Source organism: Gaoshiqia sp. US2 (assembly GCF_059705485.1).
On record NZ_AP048550.1, the window covers coordinates 6,038,219 to 6,059,108 of the forward strand.

Here is a 20,890-nt window from a genome sequence, read left to right on the forward strand (position 1 = left end):
AAATGACTGCTGTCTCCTCTTGTTTCCTTCATCACCTGTCTCAACGCTTCTACCGGATTTCGGGTTGCCGCTTTCCAGCTCTGCCAGCTTATCGTAAGCCAGGTTCGGGCATCCTGTTACTCCCGGTGTAAATTCTCAGCGGGATTTGTCAGCGCCGCTTTGACCGATTGAAGGCTTACGGTAAACACAGCAATGACAACGACCAGCAGTCCGGTTGCGGCAAACATCCACCAACTGATCTCGATGCGGTAAACGAAATCCTGCAACCATCGGTTCAGGGCATACCACGACAAAGGAGTGGCTATGATGACCGATATCAAAACCAGCCTGATGAAATCTTTCGATAATAAAGCCATCACACTGGAAACCGAAGCGCCCAGCACTTTGCGAACGCTGATCTCCTTTATCCGCTGCCCGGCGGCATAAGCAGCCAGACCGAATAATCCCAGCGAGGCAATCAGAAACGACAGGATGGTAAAAAAACGGACCATTTCACCCAGCTTCACATCGGTTTTATACAATTGGTCAAAGCTGTTATCCAGGAATTGGTACCCGAACGGATAAGGTGTGGCTTCTTCAACAGCATCCTTAAAAAGGGCAATTGTCCGGGTCAGATTCTCCGGGCGTATCCGCGCAGACAGATACCCTGTCGATTCCCGATCGAGGGTGAGCACCAGCGGTCCAAGTGCGTTGTGAACGGAGTTGTAGTGAAAGTCCTTCACAACGCCTATAATCGTCCTTCTTCCCCGTCCGTCTGAATAACCAAAATCCTTCCCGACAGCTTCCTCCGGTGTCCACCCCAGGCCCTTTGCAGCCGTTTCGTTAATCAGGGCCAGCGGCGCTCCCAGCGTATCGGTGCCAAATTCCCGTGAAAACCCGCGGCCCGCGGCCAGACCGATACCATACACTTCAAGAAAATCGTAGTCCACGCCGCTGGTATGGCTTGGCAGCAACTTCCCGTCACTGCCTTCCCAGTCAAACATATTTTGATTTCTCTCCACACTGGTAGACAGAAAACTCGAGTAGCTCATACCCAAAATATGAGGGTCCTGCAACAGTTTTTCGCGGATTAACGCGTAGCGTTGGCTCAACGCCGGGTCATTCACCTCGATGGTCAGAATATGCTCCCGGTTATAGCCCAGTTCCCTACCCTGCACAAACTGCATCTGCCTGAAAATCACCAGGCTCCCCACGATCAACGCAATGGAAACCGCATATTGGCCCACAATAAGCATACGCTGGATGGTAAACCGGCCTGCGTGTATGCCCTGTCTCCCGGTGAGCGCCAGAACCGGACGGAGGGAGGTTATGATGAAAGCCGGGTAACTTCCGGAGAGCAGGGCCACAAGTGCCGTTAATGACAGCAGTCCCGGCAGAAGGATCGGGTTACTGAAGTAATCCATCCGGATAGGGCGCTCCACCAACTGGCTGAAAAACGGCAGCAGGAGATGTACAAACCCGAGGGCAAGCACCATCGCCAGCAAGGTCATAATCATCGACTCGCCCAGGAACTGACCGACAAGCTGATGACGCCATGCGCCGATCACCTTGCGCAGCCCAATTTCGCGGGTACGCTTAATGGAGCGGGCAACGGCAAGATTCATATAGTTGATGCATGCCAGCAACAGCACCATAAAGCCAATCGACAAAAAGAGCCAGACGTACTTAAAGCTCCCGCTCTTTTCAAAATCAAAAGTAATGAGCTGGCTTGATTTCAGATGGATATCCTTTAAAGGCTGAAACAAAAACGTCATACGGTCCTCCTTCCTCCAGTCAGCAAGGTTCCGGTCAATGTAAGCGCTCATTTTGCCCTCCGCCTGTCGGGCAGTTGCACCTTCAGCCAGAACAGCATAGGTGTACAGGCCATTGTTGAACCAGGCCTCCCTGGTCATACAATCCCGGTAATACTGATCTGACTGAATGGGCAGGATATAACTGAACCTCAAATGGGAAGTTTCGGGCACATCGGGCATGATGCCGGTGACCACATGCGGATGCTGTCCGTGGTACAGCAGCGTATGGCCTATCGGATTTGTGTCTCCAAAGATTTTTCGGGCCAGCGTGCGGGTAAGCACGATACTGCCGGGATCCTTCAGCGCTGTCTTCGGGTTCCCTTCCAGCAGCGGAAATGTAAAAATGCTCAAAAACGCCGTATCGGCCAGTATGCCCTGTTCCCTGAAATGCTGTTCGCCCAGGCTCAGCAAGGGATTGAACGTTTCCATCACGGAGGTGGCGGCTGCGACCTCAGGGAACTCCCGCGTCAGCTTACCTGCCATGGCCGGCGACGTAACAGCCCAGTAATTTGCCCCGTTCGGCGTAGGACGCTTTTGCACAACCCTGTAAATCCGGTCTGCTTTTTTATGGAAACCATCGTACGAAAATTCATGCTGAACAAAAAGCAGGATCAGGATAAAACAGGCCAGACCTGTTGCCAGTCCAAAAATATTGATCAGCGAATACCCGGGACTGCGTCGTATATTTCGCCAGGCTATTTTGAGATAATTTTCAATCATACATGCTCCTTTTTAAAGTTATTATTCATCACACCTCAATGCCACTGTCATTCGTCTTCCCATCACTCATGCCCTTAACGCTTTCACCGGATCAGGTAGCCGCGCGACTCACCGGCAACTCATTCATATCTTAAACTTTCCACCGGGTTCCTCGTAGCGGCTTTCCAGCTTTGCCAGCTTACGGTTAACAGGGCAATTCCTAAAGCCAGTAACCCGGCCAGCGCAAAAATCCACCAGCTTAGCGTGGTTTTGTAGGCGAAGTTTTCGAGCCTTATTCACCCCTAAATCCCCTGAAGGGGACTTAAAAGTTCCAATCTACGCCTTTTGCATATTTCGGATATTTTACTCTTTATCACCTCAATATCTTTTTCAATTTCTTCATTGGTAAAACGAATGACCTTTATTCAACACTCATCCAGTTCTACTTCCAGCCCAAGATCATATTCAGCCTGTGCTTTTGATTTATGGATACCTCCATCGACTTCGATCACCAATCTCAGCGGATGACAGTAAAAATCAGCAATAAAAATATCAATCGGATGTTGCGCCCAAAAGCGTAAGCCCATTACCTGTTTCCTTTTCAGGGACTCCCATAATTTCTTCTCAGACTCTGCCATGTTTTTTCTGACCATTTTTGCCCGCTCAAAAATTACTGGCTTGCCCTTGTAAAACATCGAAAACTGATCTCTTATACTCATCCGTTTTCTTTTAAAGCCCCTTCAGGGGTTTGGGGTGTAACCTATTCATACCGCAACGCCTCCACCGGGTTCCTCGTAGCGGCTTTCCAGCTTTGCCAGCTAACCGTAAGCAGCGTAATTCCCAGGGCCAGCAAACCGGCCAGGGCAAAGATCCACCAGCTTAGCGTGGTTTTGTAGGCAAAGTTTTCGAGCCATTTGTTCATAGCGTACCAGGCAACGGGCGTGGTAATCACAAAAGCAATGACTACCCATTTGACAAAGTCGCGGTTGAGCATGATGATGACCTCTGAAATACGGGCGCCATTGACCTTTCGGATACCGATTTCTTTCGTTCGTTGTCCAAGGGTTGACAAAGCCAGTCCCCACAGTCCCAAACAGGAAATAAAAATTGCGAGTAGGGTTAAGGTAATGGCAATTCGGCCGGTTAACGTCTCAACCTGATACAAATAATGAATATGATCTTCGAGGAACTGGTAATCGAAAGGATCGTCATCAACCCAGTTATAGCCAACTTCCGTTAAGTCAGTTTTATCTTTACCTTCCCATTCAATTGGTCCCGAATTATCCCAACGGGTGAGGTCGGTAAAAGAGACGGTGACATTCCCGATGTTCGGATTCTTCAGCAGTTCCTTTTTAAGCTCAACTGCTTTTTCATTCAATTTTCCCAGGGTAGTTAATTTGATGATGTTCTCACTTCTAAACCCGGTATCCCTGGATTTTAAATAAATCAACTGACGCGATACCAGCAACGTACAACTAATAAAAAAAATCGAAACGGCAAATTGTAAAGTCACCAGCATGTATCTGAGACTAATTCCCCTGGAACCGGATCGTTGACCACTCCGCTGAATAATTTGCTTCGGCATCATGGCCGACAGGTATAAAGCCGGATAGGCCCCTGACACTATTCCCGTAAAAACAGCGATCCCCAAAAGCGCCAGTACAGTATGAAAACTGAATGTCAGACTCAATTCAGTATTCAAAAGATCATTGACCAGCGGGATAAAAACCTTCACCAAAATAATCGCGATAATTAACGAAACCAACGACAGGATCAGGGTTTCGGAAAGGAATTGAAGTGACAGTTTAACCTTTCCTGATCCTGATATTTTCTTCACAAAAATTTCCTTTTGCCGGGATTCGGCACGGGCAGTGGAAAGGTTCATAGAATTGATACAAGCCAGCAGCAATACGATCACAGCCATTACCGTAAAACTCCGGATGTAAACGATTAATCCTCCCCCTTTCAACGCATGTAAATGGCTTTTGGTAAGCGAAACCAGGTAGAGCGTATTCTTCCATGCCGGTTGAAAGTGGTCCAGCACTCCTTTTATCTTCCGGTTAACCGCTTCTACCTGATCTTCATTCTGAAGCATCACGTAAGTCTCCGTCCATTTTGAATCCCAGGTTTTCATCCAATCCTGCGCATCACTAAAAGGCATCAGTAAATCAAAGTTCACTGACGAATTTGAGGGAATATCGCCGATCACCGCACCAACGGTGTAGTTAAGAGTTTCATTTATTTTCACCGGTCTACCAATCGGATCTTCATCACCAAACAGTTTGAATGACAATGACTTTGTAATGACGACAGAGCCTGGGCGCTCCAGTGCGGTTATTGAATCTCCCTGAACAAAGGGGAAAGTAAACATTTTGAAAAATCCTGGATCGGCATAACTACCCATGCAGTAGAAACCTTTATTCTCAAAGGCAATTTTACATTGCCCTTCCTTAAAACTGGTTGCATGAATGATTTCAGGAAATTCTTCCTCCAGGTAGCAGGAAAGCGTTCCGGTTTGCCAATAGCCGTGCAAGTCGCCGGTTTCGTTTGTAAAGGCTACCCTGTAAAGTCGGCTGGAATTCGCGTGAAACTGGTCATAGCTCCGTTCATATCTTACCCAAAGTAGAATGAGGATAAAACAGGCCAGTCCCACCGTAAGTCCCAAGACATGAATTAATGCATAGACCGGCTGTTTAGTGGCACTACGAAAGAATATTTTAAACGTACTATACATTATTATATCGCTCAGTTACTCATATCTTAACGCCTCCACCGGATTCCGTGTCGCTGCCCGCCAGCTTTGCCAGCTTACCGTCAGCAATGCAATTCCCAAAGCCAGCAGGCCGGCCAGGGCAAATATCCACCAGCTTAGCGTGGTTTTATACGCAAAGTTTTCGAGCCACTTGAGCATAGCGTACCAGGCAACGGGGGTGGCAATCACAAAAGCTACAGCTACCCATTTTATAAAGTCGCGATTGAGCATGACCATCACTTCTGCAATATTGGCTCCATTCACTTTCCGGACCCCAATCTCCTTGGTTCTGCGCTCCATCACAAAAAGCGACAGCCCGAACAATCCCAATATGGCTATGGATATGGCGAGAATCATAAAATAGCTGAATATTGTTCTTGTGTATTCCTCCGCCTGGTATAATAATCGAAAACGCTCGTCGATAAACTGATAACTAAACGGAGAGCCCGATTGATTGTACTTTTGCCAGTTTTCTTCAATTAAAGCAATGGTGCTTTTGATGTTTGCCGGAAGTATCCGTATCGAAATCCGGTTGTAACTTGACGGATCGTCATACATGATTATCGGCGAAACGGGGTTGTGTAAGGTCTCATAATGAAAATCACCGACCACGCCAACAATTTTGCCCTTTCTACCGCCGTATTCCATAAACTGGCCAATCGCATTTTCAGGCGTTCCCCAGCCAATTTTCTCAATAGCCGAGCGGTTTACCAAGTATTCAGCGTCTTCCTTTTTTTGATCGCTGATGTTATTTCCAGCGATGAGTTTGATTTTATAGGTCGGTAGAAATTCAGAATCAACCCGGGCATTGGCAAGACGGAACCCGAGCGGTTCAATTTTTCCGCTTTGAATCACCTTGGCTTCGTTACTATCGAACAGTCCCTGCGAAGGAATTCGTTTTGAACCCGAGACGCTGACAACGTTGGGATTGAGCATCAGTTGCTGACGGAAGACATCAAGCTTTTCGATTAACAGCGGCGTCGCGTTAAGCGTAATTACGTTTTCCTTATTCAGCCCCAAATCTTTATTATGAACGTAATTCAGCTGTTTGTTTACCGCAATAAATGACATGATCAGGGCAATTGATACAAAAAACTGGAAAATGACGAGCATATTCCGAAAATTCAAATTTCCGGCTTTTGGACCATTGAGCTTACTTGCATTTGAAGTACTTGCAGATAATGAAAAAATGGCCGGATACAATCCTGACAGCGCTCCAATGGAAATCGTCAACAGAATAAATCCGAAAACCAGATCGAGATTGGAAAAGATGGAAAACGAAAGATGTTCGTTGAAAATCTGGTGCAGGTGATCGATGGTGAATGAAACGATGGTTAAGGCTACGATTAACGCAATAAAACAGAAAGAAACAGATTCGGCAATCAACAAAACGGCAATGCGCAAGCCCGAGGCCCCAACTATTTTTTTGACACGAATTTCGCTGACACGTTTCGTGTAAATGGCTGTATTCAGGTTCATATAATTAATGCTTCCCAAAAACAAAATCAGGAGCGCGATCGACAAAAGGATGTAGATATACGAGCGGTTCCCGTACCAGTTAAAATGAATATCGGTAAGTTTCTCCATCCGGATTTTTGTCCAGTTGGTTCCTTTGTCAAACTGTTTATTGATGAACTGGTCGAGCCGGGCATCCAGCTCCCTGGGCTGTTGACTGAGCAGGGCAAATGTTTCGTAATTGTTGCTACCCCAGTCTTTCATTTCGTTTTCGCCAACATACGATACATAAGTTGAAAACGAGATAAAGACTTCGGGCCGGAAATGGCTGGTTTTCCCCCAATTTTTGAAAACTCCGGTGACCTTTAGATTGTAGCTTTTCCCAGAATCATCGAAGAATTCCAGGTTATTTCCAACGGCATCTTTGCCTTTAAAGAATTTCTGTGCCATATCTTCGGAAATAACCGCAGTGAGAGGTTCATCGATCAAATAACCGCTTTCAGACAATCCCTCAAAAGTGAAAATTTTCAGAATATCGGGTTCCGCAAAACAGACCTCAGGCTCGAAAATTTTTTGATTACCAAGTGCGAAAATCATTCCGGTATGACTTACCCGGGCTATATTTTCGATCTCGGGCAGCCAGTCTTTTAACAATGGAGCAATTGGTGGCGCAACCTGTGATAAATGCAGATTCTCGGTTCCATTGGCATCATAAAAATACCGATGGACGCGGTAAATATGATCTGCTTTCGCATGAAAACGATCGTAGCTCAACTCGTTTTTAATCCAAAACGCGATAAAAATGACGCAAACAAAGCCAATGATTAATCCGGTGATGTTAATGATGTTGTATAAAGGATTTCGTTTCGCCGAACGAACCAGATTTATGAAGAATTTTTTCATTTTTAACGAGTTTAATTGTACAACTATTCATATCTCAGCGCCTCCACCGGATTCCGCGTAGCCGCTTTCCAGCTTTGCCAGCTTACCGTGAGCAGCGCAATTCCCAATGCCAGCAAACCGGCCAGGGCAAAGATCCACCAGCTCAATTCCGTTTTGTAGGCAAAGCTTTCGAGCCATTTGTGCATGGCGTAGTACGCAACGGGTGTGGCAATCACAAATGCAATCACTACCCACTTTACAAAGTCTTTGTTGAGCATTGTGAGTATTTCAGAGATGCGGGCGCCGTTGACTTTACGGATGCCGATTTCTTTTACCCGTAAATTGGTATTAAACATGGCAAGGCTGAGCAAGCCAAGGCTGGAAATGAGCAGAGCCATTATAGCAGAAAATGTCAAAATGCGGTTAAAAGATAAGTCGCTGTTGTATTGCGCTTCGAACTCTTTATCTGAAAAGAAATATAGAAACTCATCCTTCGGATAAAGTTTTTCCCATATTTTGGACAGATCCTGTGCAACTACTCCGGCATTGGCAGCATCAACGCGAAGCGAGTAGTAGCCCACCGACAGTTCCCACTCCAGGTTCTGCAAATAGATAATCGGCTGAATGGGGAAATGCAGCGAAACATGGTGATAATCTTCAATCACACCACGTATTTTATACAGGTGTTCGCCAACAAAAAAAGCTGATCCGATGGCATCAGCCGGATGAACAAATCCCATGGCTTTGGCTGCAGAATGATTCAGCAAAACTTCGTCGGAAATCCAGTTGCTTTGTTGACGAAGGTTTTCGCCTGCAAGCAATTTCAGGTCATAAGTATTCAGAAACTGGTCGTCGATGCTGACTTCGCCAAACGCAGCGGCAAAGGGTTCATCCGAACCGGCAGGTATCACGTTCTCCTGACGACGTTTGATCGCCCTTCCAGGTGCCGACGAGCTGGCGCTGAAGGATTTGACACCGGGTAAGGCGAGCGCTTCATTGCGGAAAGTAGCCAGTTTTAGCGGGATGTCGGGATGATTGGTCATCGACATGGGCGTATAACTAAAAATCGTTTGTCCGCCTGAAAAGCCGAGTTGTTCTTTCATTACAAATTGCATCTGCTTATAAATACCGACGGTTGAGATCAGTAAAACAATCGTAATGGCAAATTGCACAACCACCAGGACTTTCCGTCCTGACCAATTTGCGCCGGCATAATGAACGACGCCTTTCATCAGCAGATGTGCCGGCTGTCTGAAGATAGAAACAAAAGGGATCAGGGTCGCCAGCATAGCGCCTGTTAAAGCTCCCAAACCAACATAAGCGAATATGGTTCCTGAAATTGTTGCATTGGGAAGTTGCCTGTTCACCAACAGAACAGCCAACGGAATGGCCGGCAATAAGGAAATAAAGAACAACAAAAGATTATGCACAAGTAAATTACAGAAAATATTGCTTCGTCCCGACCCGTTGATAAGACGGACAGCGTAATTTTTCCGGTCTTCAAGAGTTGCAATGGTACTCAGGTTCAAATAATTCACAAAACAAACCAGCATAACCACCAGACAAATCACAATCAGAAAATTGACCTGCATATTGCTGCCGCTTGCCCGTAACTCTCCGTCCAGGTTTGAATGCAAATGAATGGAAGCCAGGGGTTGAAAAATGAAATTCATCTTGCTGTCGGCCAGGTTGTCAGGAAAGGCCACTTTAGACAAAGCAGGGGCGACGGCTGCTTCAACTTCGGCAATCCTGGTGTTTTCGTCAAGCCGTATATAACAATACGGGCGGTGCTGCATGGCCGAACGCCACCGGTTGCCCATGTAAGGCGAAGCTTTGCTGTAGGTGTAAGCCGGGTTATCAATCAAAACCTGCGCGCGGTTATCGAAGTTGCGTGAGTAATAGCTCAATGATTGATAACTGCCAAGCACGTCAATCCGGATATGGCTGTTGACCGGAATGTCTTCGAAAACAGCCTTCACCAAAAAACGCCAGCCTTCGTTTAGCCTGATCTCCCGGTTAACCGGGTTCTCCTCGCCAAATAATTTCCGGGCAAACGATTCAGAGATGACAACGCCGTGGACATCGCCAAATAACTGCGCGGATTCGCGATAAAGAATTTTCCGTTCGAAAACACTGAAAAAGGTCGTATCGCTCCAAAACCAATCCACATCCTGAATCACTTGTTCCTGATAGTACACCGTAATCTTATCGGGGGCCATATTGCAATGAGCGACGATCCCGGGCAGTTCCTCATCGAGCAATTCCGATGAACCGTGGAAATTTTTTGCCGAGACCGTGGAACGCCCGTCCAAATGTTTCAAATCGAGCGCCACGCGGTATACTGAGCGGTGATTGTTCCAAAACTTGTCATACGAATGCTCATAACCAATTTTGGCAAACAGAAAAATGACGATGCCAAATCCGGTAACCAGACCGGCAATTTGGACTCCCGGCAAAAAGCGTCGCTTCAGTATGCTGCGAATTAAAACCTTTAGTTGTAACAGGTTCATTAAGGTTTATTTATGTTTTTACTTTTGGACCCATCAAATTGTCTGAATGCACAAGGCGTCGATTTTTCTCTTCTAAAACCGCCGGCAAATTTTGCCCTTCGCGCCATGCCCTTTGCCAAAATAATCCTGTTAATCCTTTAATCACAAAAAATCCTGGTTCAGACATTTTCACAACAACATCTCCCCCAGCTGCATCTTCACTTCTTCGGTGATAATCTGCCCGTCGAACAGGTTGATCACCCGGTGGGCAAATTCAGAGTCGTGCAGCGAGTGGGTTACCATCACGATGGTGGTGCCTTCGCGGTTCAGTTCGGTAAGCAGGTTCATCACTTCCAGGCCGTTTTTCGAGTCGAGGTTACCGGTTGGCTCATCGGCCAAAATCAGCTTCGGGTTGGCCACCACGGCCCGGGCAATGGCCACGCGTTGCTGCTGTCCCCCGGAGAGTTGCTGCGGGAAATGTTTGCGCCGGTGACTGATTTTCATGCGCTCCAGCACCTTTTCGACCATCTCTTTGCGCTCACGGGCTTTCAGCTTCAGGTAAATGAGCGGAAGCTCCACATTTTCGTACACGTTCAGTTCGTCGATCAGGTTGAAACTTTGGAACACAAAGCCGATATTCCCTTTGCGGAGCTGGGTGCGATGCCGCTCTTTTAACTGTCCGGCTTCTTTGCCGTCGAAAAAATACTCACCGCCGGTGGGATTGTCGAGCAGACCGATGATGTTGAGCAAGGTCGACTTGCCGCAACCCGACGGCCCCATAATGGCTACAAATTCGCCTTTCTGCACATGCAGACTGACCTGGTTCAATGCACTGGTTTCAATCTCTTCGGTGCGGAAAATTTTGGTAAGGTTGACTGTTCGTATCATAATTGCAAGATGCTTAGGGCATAGCGCAAAGGGCATGGAGAGCGCTTTGCACAATGCCTTTAATTATTTTTTAATAGCGTTTTTCTAAAGTTTGTAATTTTTCGACTTAATGAATCCAAATCATCCAATATTTGACCTAATTCGCTTTGGTTAATGAACTCTCGCCGGTGGGCAACAAATGAGATGTTTGCTGTTTCAAAAGCAGATCTGCGGGCCATGTTCAAAAAGTTGGCAAAGTCATTTGAAGAGAATGAACCCGAGCCTTCAGCAATGTTGTTTGAGATGCCAAGGGAAGCTCCTCTTAATTGTTCGGCAACCCGAAAACTTTTGGCGGTTCCCATCGCATCAGCCAAATCAAAAAGCTGATCATTTAACGCAATTGACTCTTTCCAGATGTCCAAATCCATAAACCTAAAGTGTGCCATCATATTCATTTTTAGTTTGTCCAGTCCAATTTATGAATTAATGCTGAATTGCCTCTGCCCTTTCCTCTTTGCTTTTCCTCTTCGCCCTTCGCCCCATGCTCTCCACCCTCTGCTACCGCAACACAATCTTATCATTCTCCCCAAACAGCTCGTAACCCGAAGTGATGACTTGTTCGCCGGGGCGAAGCCCTTCCAGCACTTCGTAGTACTGCGGGTTTTGTTTGCCGATGCGAATACTCCGTTTCGTGGCTTCGGTCCCGTTTTCGTTCAGCACATACACCCATTGCCCGCCGGTACTCTGGAAAAAACCGCCCCGTGCAAGCAATACGGCTTTTTCCGATTGGCCCAGTTCGAGTTTAATGTGATAAGTCTGTCCGGTACGGATGTTTTCAGGCATTTCGCCTTCAAAAACCAGATCGATCCGAAACTGTCCTTCGCGCACTTCCGGATACACTTTTTTGACGGTTAACCGATAGTTGACCCCGCTGCGATCGAAGGCTGCCGGCAATTCCCGGCGCACCCGGTCGATATAATGCTCGTCGATTTTTGCGTTGATTTTAAAATCAGTCAGGATATGAATGAGCCCAAGCCGCTGTCCGCGCGAAATGGATTGCCCGATCTCGGCATCCAGTAAACCAAGTTGCCCGGACACCGGCGCTTTTACATGCAGGTTTTCCAGTCGTTCCCGGGCCATTTGCAAGCTGAGCCGTGTATTTTCGAGGCTTTCGTCCATGCTCGTCCTTTGGTTTGTTCTGAAAATGGAGTCCTGTACCATTTTCTGATAAGTCAGTTCCTGTTCTTTTAGCGACAACTCATAATCTTCTTTCGCCTGCAGGTAGTCTTCCCTGGCAACCAGTTCTTCCCGGTACAGTCGTTCGTACTGGTTAAACCTGCGTTTGGCCTGGACAACCTTGAGGTCGATCTGTAATTTTTGCTGTTTATTTTGAATTTGCTGCTGTTCAATCTGGATTTGGGTGTTACGCAGTTCGTTCGCGTGGTAAGCCAGTTGCGACTCGCTGTTCATGATGGTGGTATTCAGGTCGGTATTGCGCAGTTTCAGGATGATGTCGTCTTCTTCCACCATTTCGCCTTCTTCGATATAAATTTCTTCCACTTTACCGCCTTCTTCCACATCGAGGTAAATGGTTGAAATCGGTTCCACCTGCCCGATGATGGTAATGTAATCGTTGAATAAGCCGTCTTCAACCGTACTGATCGTCAGCTTGTCGCGTTCGGCCCGGAAGACCGACTCGTGGCCCGCAAATAAAATCTGGTAAACAAAAAATCCAAAAATGACGATAGCCCCTGCAATATAAAGGTGTTTCATTTTCAGGCCTTTTTTCTTTTCGATAACACGATCCATTGACATATGATGTAGTTTTAAATTCCAAGTTTCAAATTCCAGCGTCAAGCCTTTCCCTGATCGAAGCAAATCCCGAAACAAGTTCGGAATGACTGAGTTCTACAAGCCGGGATGGGGCTTCTTACCCTCCCCTCCGGGGGAGTTGGAGGGGCTACTCCCAAAACCTCACCCCTTTGTAAAAGTCCATTATTTTACTTTTCACCTCCCGTTGCAACTTTGTCGAGAGCAGTTGGCTTTGCGCTTCAGCCAGCCTGTTTTTTACGGTCAGCAGTTCAATCACATCAATCATTCCTTCCCCGTATTTGCGCTCAGCAACGCGGTAGGCCAGTTCGTTGGCTTCGGCCTGTTTTTGCGTTTGCAACTGTTCGCGGAACAACGCGTGCAGATCGCGGGAATTATTCATCAGTTCGTAATAAACCGCCTGCCGGTAATTTTCCAACTGCACTTCGGCTTGTTCTTTTACCAACAGGGCTTTTCGAACCTCGCTGCGAGCCTGGTTTTTATTGAAAATCGGGATGGAAACCGAAGCTCCCAGGTATTGGCTCATGTTGTTTTCCAATTGATCGGCAAACGGAATGGGTTTTCCCTGCTCGTCCTGGTAGGTCTCATAATACCCCGTACTCACCGAAGCACCCAGCGCAATCGTTGGATAATACTGTCCGCGGGCAATGGCAACACTTTTGCCGGCCGTCTGCAGTTCAGCCTCGGCAATTTTCACCTGAGGTGAAAACGACACAAACGATTCGAAAAGGGAATCGGCATCCACCGGACTCATTGGGCTGACAGCCAATTCGCCATTTTCGAATTGAATACCGGCTAATTGTCCGGCGGGCAGGTTCATCTGCCGGGCCAGCTTCAGCCTGGCTGCTTCCAACTTGTTTTCCGACTGAATAAGATTCAGCTTCTCCTTTTCGTAGCTTGCCTGCATCTCAGCCAGATCCATACGGGCTTTCAATCCGGTTTCTATTTGTGCTTCTGTTTTCTTTAAATTGAATTCCGACAGTTGAAGCTGCTCCCGGGCTATCTCAATAAGCCCCTGATAATAAACAACATCGTAAAACAAAACCAGAATCTCAAAGGCCAATTCGTCCTGAAAACTAATTTTCCGCCATTTAGCCGACTCAAGCTGAAATTTTGACCAGGCAATCCGGTTCGTTTGAATGAACCCGTGAAAAATGCCGACTGACGAGTTCAGGCTGTTACTGTTGTTGAAATACTCGTTATTGATCACCTCGTTCGAATATTCATCAACCGAGCGTCCGAAGCTGATCCCTGCCGAAGAACTGGCCGAAAGAGAAGGCAAGAGATTCAGTTTCGATTGTGTCGCGTCAATTCTTGCCTTTTGCTCATCCAAATCGTAAACCTGGCGATCCAGGTTGTGTTCCAGTGCAAAGCGGATGCACTCATTCAGTGTCCGGCTTTCCTGAGCGTTCATTGCCTCCCACGACAAAAGCAACAGAATCAGTATCGCGGTTTTTCTGATATTCATTTCTTTTTTTAATTCGATGCCAACAGCAATTACCAATCCAATGCCAAAACTATAAAACCGCTGAATTTCAATACAATGGAATAAATACAACACAAGTTCTTGTAAAAATTATTGACATTAAAACGTAAAATATTTTGACAGTTTATTGCGTCGGGATTCTGCCTGCCTTAATTTTGAAAGAAATATCAAACCCATCATGTCCAACGGAAACATCCTGATTGTTGATGACAACAAAAGCGTACTGAGCGCGCTGGAGATTTTGCTTTTGCCTGAGTTTAACAAGGTGACCTGTTTGTCGAATCCAAACCTGCTGATTTCAGAACTAAGAAAGACCCCTTACCAGCTTGTTTTGCTCGATATGAACTTCAAAGCCGGCGTAAACACCGGGAATGAGGGGATTTTTTGGCTGCAGCAGATCAAAGAGACCCTTCCCGAGATTTCGGTGGTGCTGATTACTGCTTACGGAGATGTGGAATTAGCCGTGAAAGCCCTGAAAGCCGGCGCCACCGATTTCATTCTGAAGCCTTGGGAGAATACCAAACTACTGGCCACGGTCCGTTCGGCAATCCAGCTTAGCCTGTCGCGCGAAGAAGTGAAACAACTCCGGCTAAAAGAAAAAGAGCTGAAAAAAGTAATCAACCAGGAGGAAAAGTACATGATCGGCTCATCGCCTCAGTTGATGCAGGTGCTGAAAATCGTCCGCAAAGTGGCTAAAACCGATACGAATGTGCTGATCACCGGGGAAAACGGCACCGGCAAGGAGTTGATCGCCCGCGAAATCCACCGCCTGTCGGATCGGAGCAACGAGGTACTGGTGAGCGTGGATATGGGAGCGGTGAGCGAGTCGTTATTCGAAAGCGAGCTCTTCGGCCATGTGAAAGGCGCTTTTACCGATGCCCGCGAAAACCGGGCCGGCAAATTCGAAGTGGCCAACAAAGGCAGCCTGTTCCTCGACGAGATCGGCAACCTGTCGTTTCACCTGCAGGCAAAACTGCTCGCCGCTTTGCAAAACCGCGAGATTACCCGCATTGGCTCCAACCAGCCTGTTTCCATAGACATCCGCCTCATTTGCGCCACCAACAAAGACCTGCCGGAACTGGTCGCCCAGGACTTGTTCCGCGAAGACCTGCTCTACCGCATCAACACCATCCAGATTGAAGTGCCTCCCCTGCGCCAACGTGGAAACGACATCCTGTCGTTAGCCGACTTTTTTCTGAAAAAATACGCGCACAAATACAACAAACCTACCCTGAAAATCAACAGCCATGCGCAGGAGAAACTGATGAAATACAACTGGCCCGGCAACATCCGCGAACTGGAGCACAGTATCGAAAAAGCCGTGATCCTGAGCGAAAACAACATTCTGAAGGCCGACGATTTCTTCTTAAGGCCGGTCAGCGGAATCAAAGCTGAAACGGACACGCTGAAACTTGAAGAAATGGAAAGAAGGCTGATCAGCCTGGCCCTGGACAAAAATCCGGGAAATGTAAGCGCTGCCGCCGAACAACTCGGTATTACCCGTCAAACACTGTATAATAAAATGAAAAAAATCGGGCTCGGATGAAGCACACTTTCCTCCTCCACATTGCCTCCCGGGTTGGATTGATCAGCCTGGTGGCTTTCGGGATCGGCTGGTCGGTCTTTTCAGGTCATTCCCTGCTTATCGGGCTCCTGTTATCAGCGCTTCTCATCAGCCTGATTGGCAACCTGCTTCATTACCAAAACAAGGTCAATCAACGGATCCGGTATTTTTTTGAAGCCATCCGGAACGAAGATTTTACCCAGGCGTTCCCGCTGCAAAAAGGCGACAAAATCCTTCAGCAACTAAATGAAAGCCTCAACGAGATCAACCGGAAAATTCAGCAGATCAGAATTGAGAATGAGCAACAAGAACAATATTTCCGGGCCCTGATTGAACACATTGGCACCGGAATCCTCACCTTTGACGAGCGCGGCTTTGTGATTCACGCCAACAGCGCACTGAAAAAGATGCTGGGTTTCGGGCATTTCACCCACATTCACCAACTGGAAAAGATCGATCCTGCCTTGCTGCATACGCTGAAACAGATGCAGCAACACGAACAAAAGCTGGTTTCTTTCACCGGAAAACAAGGAAGAGTGAATGTTTCGATCCGGTCCGGTTCGTTCAAAAACAAAGACCGGAACCTGAGTTTGCTGACGGTGCAGGATATCAACCGCGAACTGGATGAAAAAGAGCTGGACTCGTGGCTGAAGCTGATCCGGGTGCTGACCCACGAAATCATGAATGCCATCGCGCCGGTCACTTCGTTGTCCGAAAGTCTCGGCAGTTATTTTCAAAAAGAAGGGCAAGCTATCAAACCCGAAGAGGTGAATGAAAAGATCATCAGCACCACCATCCGCGGGCTGGAAGTCATCAAAGAACAAGGCAAAGGGCTGGTGGCTTTTGTTGAATCGTACCGGAAACTTACCCGGTTGCCAAAGCCCGAAAAAAAACCGGTGAGGGTGCAGGACTTACTCGAGAAAGTTATCCTTCTGAACCAGGACGGAAACTTCCGGCCCGGCCTCAGGATACGAATGAATACAGATTCCGAAAATCTGGTTGTCCATGCCGACGAAAAACTCGTGATGCAGGTATTAATCAACCTGGTGAAAAATGCGCGTGAAGCCCTCGCGGGAAACGAAAACGGCCTGATCGAATTGCTGGCCGGACGGAATAAAAACGGAGAAACGGAGATTTGCGTGAAAGATAATGGCCCGGGTATTCCCCGAGAGTTGCTGGACGAAATATTTGTACCGTTTTTCACCACCCGCGAAAACGGTTCGGGAATCGGGCTGAGTCTGTCGCGGCAAATTATGCGGCTACACGGCGGAAGCCTGAAAGTTCATTCCGTTCCCGGCAAAGAAACTATTTTTTGTATGGTATTTTAGTTCGGGCAGGTCATAAAAAAAGCAACCTCGCGGTTGCCTTTTACCTTTTCTCTCTTACTGTATGAAAAAAACCTACTTTTATTTCTGTTTTCTGCTCATGGCTTTGAAGCAGATTGATGTTCGACAAATATCAACTATCATGCCAAAAAACATATAAGGCGATTGATTCAATCATGAAATTCGTATTTTTTTACCCTTCGATACTTCCTTTGCCTTTTGTACGTTCATTAATCGTAGTTTTAAGTTGAAACGATTTTATAAGTCATGAGATCAAAACAGGAACAATGTCACCGGCTTATTCGGCTATGTTCAGCCGGCTTTTTCAAATTGATTTTTACCGGTATCATTTTGGCGACCACCGCCGGTCCGGCCCTGGCACAAAGTTCTCTATCCGGGCAGGTAAGCGACGAGGAACTGGAAGAAGTACTCGAAAAAGCGACCGTTTACATACAAGGCAGCCCCTTAAATACCATGACCGACCGTCACGGGACCTTCAGCCTGAAATATCAGGGCGGTTTTTATCAGCTCGAGGCCATTTACCCCGGTTTTCACAGCGAATTTTATAACGTTTCCTTATTCAGCGGGATTTATACTCCGATGGGAGCCATTCGTCTGGAACCAAAAGCCATTAGCCGACCGGCGCAACGGGACCTGGCCTCCCTGGTCCGTGCCAACCAACATCCGGGCCCGGTAAAAAATTTTTCCTTGCTTGAGTTAATGGATCAATCGGGTTCGGCCGATCTGAATGAACTTTTTCTGCCGGAACCTTCCTTCTACATCCTGGAAAACGGAGGCGGTTATGGCCGGTCAGAACTGAGTGTCAGGGGTTTTGATCCTGACCAAACCGGGGTAGTTTTTAACGGGATCAGTCTGAACGACCCGGAAACAGGGCGGATGAACACACCGCTTTATTCAGGCATGTCCGATTGGGCCGGACAACTACAGCTAAGCGGGGGCCCGCCTTCCGGAAAACAAAGCCGGCTGGGCTACGGAGGTCTGATCAACCTGTTGCCCCTGATGCCGCACAAAGATTCCGGCGTATCACTGTCGGCCAACGTGGGTCACGACGGCTATGTAAAAACGTCGGCGACGGTGCATACCGGCAAAAATGAGAAAGACCTGGCTGCCGTCCTGAAAATTGACCGCAGTTCCGGGGATGGATTTGCCGATCAGACCGGCTTCAAAGCCTATGGATTGTACCTGAACATGTATAAAGAATTCGGGCACCGGCACAGCCTGTTCCTGACAGCCACCCTGAAGACCTGGCAGTCTGACCTGCGAAACCGGCCGGATTCCATCCTGGTTTACGGACGACAAGGATTTACTTACAATAATTCCTGGGGCCTTCGGCAGGATCAACCCGAAAGCTGGGACCGTTCGTTTGGGGTAAACCCGATGGTCATTTTGTCGCACAACTGGCATCTGAGGGTCAATACCCGGCTGGTGAGCCAGCTTTATGTCGCGCTAAACCGTTCGGCAGAAAGTTTTCCGGAAGGAAAAATTAACGGAATGTCTGCCAATGAAATTCCCCGCGATGACCGGGGCCTTATTCCTTTTGACCTGATCGAAAATTGGAACAGAGGGATGAGTGTCGATCTCTTTGGCGAAAACAGGCAGGCCAATCCATCGGGCCGGTACAGCAATACGGAGACGGAAGGTTTATCTCTCCTGGCGGCAACCAACAAATCATCGCGGCTTGGCTTGCAATCGCAGCTGATCCATCACTTCAACAAACAAACGCGCCTTGCTGTTGCATTTGATGCGGAACAATACCAGGCTTCACATGCAGGCACCGTGATGGCTGTTTGGGGAGCCGACGGCTTTCTGACAGACCGTCATGTGAACTATCCTGAAGGACTTGCGGCAGAAAATTACCTGAAACAAAGCTTCTTCCCGAAAATTGACAAGGCTGACAAAGTATCGGCAAATTACGACGCCCTGATCCGGAAAGCCGGAATTTCAGGAAAAATCCAGCAGTCAGGCAGCAAAACGTATACCTATGCCGAAGGAGCAGTATCAGTAAATGCCTACAAACGCGAAGATCAGTTTTCGTACCTCGCCGACGACGAACGAAAAACGACAGACTGGTTCGGACAGCTGGGGTTCCGCTTGGCAACAGGCCTCACCTACCGCTTAAACGAACAACACTCCTTCGGGCTTAATGGCTCGGCGCAAGCCAGTCAAGCGCGGTTTGAGCTGGTATTCCCCTCGGCCAACAACTGGAAAAATGCGGATGCCGGCCCCGAAAATCTCTACCACGCGGAACTTGGTTATCGTTTCTCGCACGAAAAGATTTTTGTTTCGCTAAAGGGATATGCCATGTACCTGCAAAACCATGCCTGGATTCAGCGCAACTACCTGGAAGATGATCAGCAATTCGCCTTTATTCACGATGTTGATCAATTTCACCGGGGACTGGAGCTGAGTAGTAAATTTTATTATTTCAGGCGGTTTATCCTGCACGCCAACGGTTCTGCCGGAAGCTGGACCTATTGGTCGGACGCAAAATCAAGCCTCTATGGCTACGGGAACGAACTGTTGTCGAACCAAACTTTACCCATGTCAGATTACAAAGTGGGCAATGCCCCGCAAGTCAGTTTTTACGTAAAAAATGAAATGAAACTCGTGAAAGGTCTTTTTGTCAATCTGAATTACTATTATGCCGATAAACGTTATGCTCCCCTGATGCTGAACGATTTTGACGAAACCGGCGCTAATTTGCCCGAACAACTGAAACTTGAGCGTTATGACCGTCTTGGCGCCGGCGGCAGCTTTTTTCACGAATTACGGAACAAACACACGCTGCACGTCTCGCTTGACATACAAAACCTGCTGAACAACGAATACATCAACCAGATTTTTACCAATAACACCGGTGACGAGCAAATCCTGGGCAACCAGGTACTTTTTGGCAATGGCCGCAGCTGGCGGGTGGGATTGACCTACTCGTTCTGATCAAACATCAGGCGTGCAATTTCGACCGAAATCCGGCTGATATTTTCAAACAAAAAGCGGGAAAAAGCCTGATGCGCATTTTCGTCGGCCTGATCAGAGATAATGCGGATGACCGAACAAGGCAGTTGATAATCGGCCGCTACCTGGGCAATGGCCGCTCCTTCCATTTCGGTACATAATAAGCCGGGGAACTTACTGCTGATATGGCTTTTCCCCTCGGGCGACGCCACAAACTGATCGCCTGTCCCGATGGGCCCGACATAGATGGAGGGTGCATAATCCGTATTGATGCCTGGGTATCTCTTTTCTTTCAGATTGACGGCAAACCGGCGGACTGCATTTAAGGCGCGCTGCCCGCTTACTGCCCCCACTTCAAATTCAAATTTTTTCCAGAAGGGCGGTTTTACCTGGCCAAATCCACTCAGACTGGATAAATCCACATCATGCTGGATCAGTTTGTCGGCCACCACGATGTCGCCGATATTCAGGTGTGGCTGCATGGAACCGGCCAAGCCAATAAAAATAAGCTGGTCAACGCCATACAGGTTAATCAGGCTGGTAGCCGTTGAGGCAGCGGCTACTTTTCCCCAGCCCGACAGGCACATCACGAGCTCGTTGCCGCCCATGGTCCCGCTGTAAAATTCGCGCGATCCGATTTTTTCAACTTTCAAATTCTCCAGGTCGTCTTTGAGCAAGAGAATCTCTTCGCGCATCGCGCCGATCAGTCCGGTCTTCATCGTACAGTTTTAAAAGTTTGGACAAAAATAATCACTCCTGAGATTTTGAAGGT

Annotated in this window: 13 protein-coding genes; 3 read left to right on the top strand and 10 right to left on the bottom strand. The window is 47.7% G+C overall.

Annotated elements, in window-relative coordinates; translation table 11 throughout:
* Positions 1–116: 116 nt before the first annotated feature.
* The 9 genes from AC6H3C_RS24220 to AC6H3C_RS24260 all read right to left on the bottom strand — a co-directional run bounded on the left by AC6H3C_RS24220 (position 117) and on the right by AC6H3C_RS24260 (position 14,235).
* A complete protein-coding gene (locus AC6H3C_RS24220; protein ID WP_497518271.1) occupies positions 117–2,513 on the bottom strand; it encodes an ABC transporter permease in 2,397 nt (798 codons plus the stop codon).
* A gap of 404 nt (positions 2,514–2,917) precedes the next feature.
* Positions 2,918–3,211, bottom strand: a complete 294-nt coding sequence (locus tag AC6H3C_RS24225) for an endonuclease domain-containing protein (RefSeq protein ID WP_497518272.1) — start codon at positions 3,209–3,211, stop codon at positions 2,918–2,920.
* A 41-nt stretch (positions 3,212–3,252) separates the two neighbouring features.
* Positions 3,253–5,157 carry an ABC transporter permease gene (locus AC6H3C_RS24230; RefSeq protein WP_497518273.1) on the bottom strand — a complete coding sequence of 635 codons (1,905 nt, stop codon included), beginning with the start codon at positions 5,155–5,157 and terminating at the stop codon, positions 3,253–3,255.
* Between the two features lie 84 nt (positions 5,158–5,241).
* Positions 5,242–7,602, bottom strand: coding sequence for an ABC transporter permease (locus AC6H3C_RS24235; protein WP_497518274.1), 2,361 nt, complete (start codon positions 7,600–7,602; stop codon positions 5,242–5,244).
* A gap of 23 nt (positions 7,603–7,625) precedes the next feature.
* Positions 7,626–10,091 carry an ABC transporter permease gene (locus AC6H3C_RS24240; RefSeq protein WP_497518276.1) on the bottom strand — a complete coding sequence of 822 codons (2,466 nt, stop codon included), beginning with the start codon at positions 10,089–10,091 and terminating at the stop codon, positions 7,626–7,628.
* Positions 10,092–10,259: 168 nt separating this feature from the next.
* Positions 10,260–10,958 carry an ABC transporter ATP-binding protein gene (locus tag AC6H3C_RS24245; protein ID WP_497518277.1) on the bottom strand — a complete coding sequence of 233 codons (699 nt, stop codon included), beginning with the start codon at positions 10,956–10,958 and terminating at the stop codon, positions 10,260–10,262.
* A gap of 59 nt (positions 10,959–11,017) precedes the next feature.
* Complete coding sequence (locus AC6H3C_RS24250; protein ID WP_497518278.1) at positions 11,018–11,392, bottom strand: four helix bundle protein; 375 nt, start codon at positions 11,390–11,392, stop codon at positions 11,018–11,020.
* Between the two features lie 103 nt (positions 11,393–11,495).
* On the bottom strand, positions 11,496–12,752 hold the full coding sequence (locus AC6H3C_RS24255) for an efflux RND transporter periplasmic adaptor subunit (RefSeq protein ID WP_497518279.1): 1,257 nt from the start codon (positions 12,750–12,752) through the stop codon (positions 11,496–11,498).
* 145 nt (positions 12,753–12,897) lie between these two features.
* A complete protein-coding gene (locus AC6H3C_RS24260; protein WP_497518281.1) occupies positions 12,898–14,235 on the bottom strand; it encodes a TolC family protein in 1,338 nt (445 codons plus the stop codon).
* A gap of 196 nt (positions 14,236–14,431) precedes the next feature.
* Here AC6H3C_RS24260 and AC6H3C_RS24265 point away from each other — a divergent pair, with 196 nt between their 5' ends.
* The 3 genes from AC6H3C_RS24265 to AC6H3C_RS24275 all read left to right on the top strand — a co-directional run bounded on the left by AC6H3C_RS24265 (position 14,432) and on the right by AC6H3C_RS24275 (position 20,100).
* Positions 14,432–15,799 carry a sigma-54-dependent transcriptional regulator gene (locus AC6H3C_RS24265; protein WP_497518282.1) on the top strand — a complete coding sequence of 456 codons (1,368 nt, stop codon included), beginning with the start codon at positions 14,432–14,434 and terminating at the stop codon, positions 15,797–15,799.
* Complete coding sequence (locus AC6H3C_RS24270; RefSeq protein ID WP_497518283.1) at positions 15,796–17,145, top strand: sensor histidine kinase; 1,350 nt, start codon at positions 15,796–15,798, stop codon at positions 17,143–17,145. The genes AC6H3C_RS24265 and AC6H3C_RS24270 overlap by 4 nt, the downstream gene beginning before the upstream one ends.
* Before the next feature lie 264 nt (positions 17,146–17,409).
* A complete protein-coding gene (locus AC6H3C_RS24275) occupies positions 17,410–20,100 on the top strand; it encodes a carboxypeptidase-like regulatory domain-containing protein (RefSeq protein WP_497518284.1) in 2,691 nt (896 codons plus the stop codon).
* On the opposite strand, the gene AC6H3C_RS24280 is transcribed toward AC6H3C_RS24275, so the two are convergent.
* Positions 20,088–20,837 (bottom strand): 5'-methylthioadenosine/adenosylhomocysteine nucleosidase, encoded by a 750-nt coding sequence (locus AC6H3C_RS24280; protein WP_497518286.1) that lies wholly within the window; start codon positions 20,835–20,837, stop codon positions 20,088–20,090. The genes AC6H3C_RS24275 and AC6H3C_RS24280 overlap by 13 nt on opposite strands.
* Between the last annotated feature and the right edge of the window lie 53 nt (positions 20,838–20,890).